This is a genomic window from Streptococcus suis (assembly GCF_016743335.1).
Lineage (GTDB): Bacteria > Bacillota > Bacilli > Lactobacillales > Streptococcaceae > Streptococcus > Streptococcus suis_Y.
Genome location: NZ_WCJE01000098.1, coordinates 1 through 840, shown reverse-complemented (window position 1 = coordinate 840; position 840 = coordinate 1). Strand labels below are relative to the sequence as shown.

Below are 840 nucleotides of genomic sequence, written 5' to 3'. Positions count from 1 at the left end.
GTTTTATATTCATTTCCAGAAATACCAATAACTGGTTTTTTCATTGCTTATCCTTTTCGCATAAAGTAGAGTAGTGTCTGTAATTCACTAGTCAAATCAACATACTGGACAACGACATCTTTTGGGACAGACAAGTTAACTGGTGAAAAGCTCAGAATTCCCTTGACACCAGCTTCAACAAGAATATCGGTCACTTCTTGTGCCTTGACGCTGGGTACCGTTAGAATGGCTGTCTGAGAGTTTGCTTCGCTGATACGTTCCTTGATTTCTGAGATTGCATGGATTGGGATATTTTCATCTGTCGTTCCAACAGCTGGATTATCATCTGCTTCAAAAGCCATGACTATTTTCATTTTATTTCGTTCGTGGAAGCGATAGTGTAGCAAGGCCCGCCCCATATTCCCAACACCAACAAGCATAACATTGGTGATGGAGGTATCATTTAGAATATCCGCAAAGAAATCCATCAACTCTTTGACATTGTAGCCAAAGCCACGACGACCAAGCTCTCCAAAATAGGAAAAATCTCGGCGGACGGTAGCTGAATCGATTCCGATAGCTTCGGCAATTTCTTTTGAACTAGCTTTTTCAATATTTCCTGCATAGAAACGTTTAAAAATGCGATAATAGAGGGATAGACGTTTGGCAGTAGCGCGTGGAATATCAGATTTTTTATCGTTTTTCACTTTAGACTCCTTTATTTCGATAGAATACGCTTTATCGATTATTTATATATTAAACAGTTCTTTATTCTATTCTAGTCCAAGTTTGTGAAAAAATCAACAGATTGATTTTAAAAAAAGATTAAACAGGAAACTGTCTAATCTAGTGTTTGTAAAG

Annotated in this window: 1 protein-coding gene; it reads right to left on the bottom strand. The window is 37.6% G+C overall.

The features are described from left to right. Positions 1-47 precede the first annotated feature (47 nt). Positions 48-686 carry a redox-sensing transcriptional repressor Rex gene (locus F9856_RS11980; protein ID WP_002935251.1) on the bottom strand — a complete coding sequence of 213 codons (639 nt, stop codon included), beginning with the start codon at positions 684-686 and terminating at the stop codon, positions 48-50. Positions 687-840 lie beyond the last annotated feature (154 nt).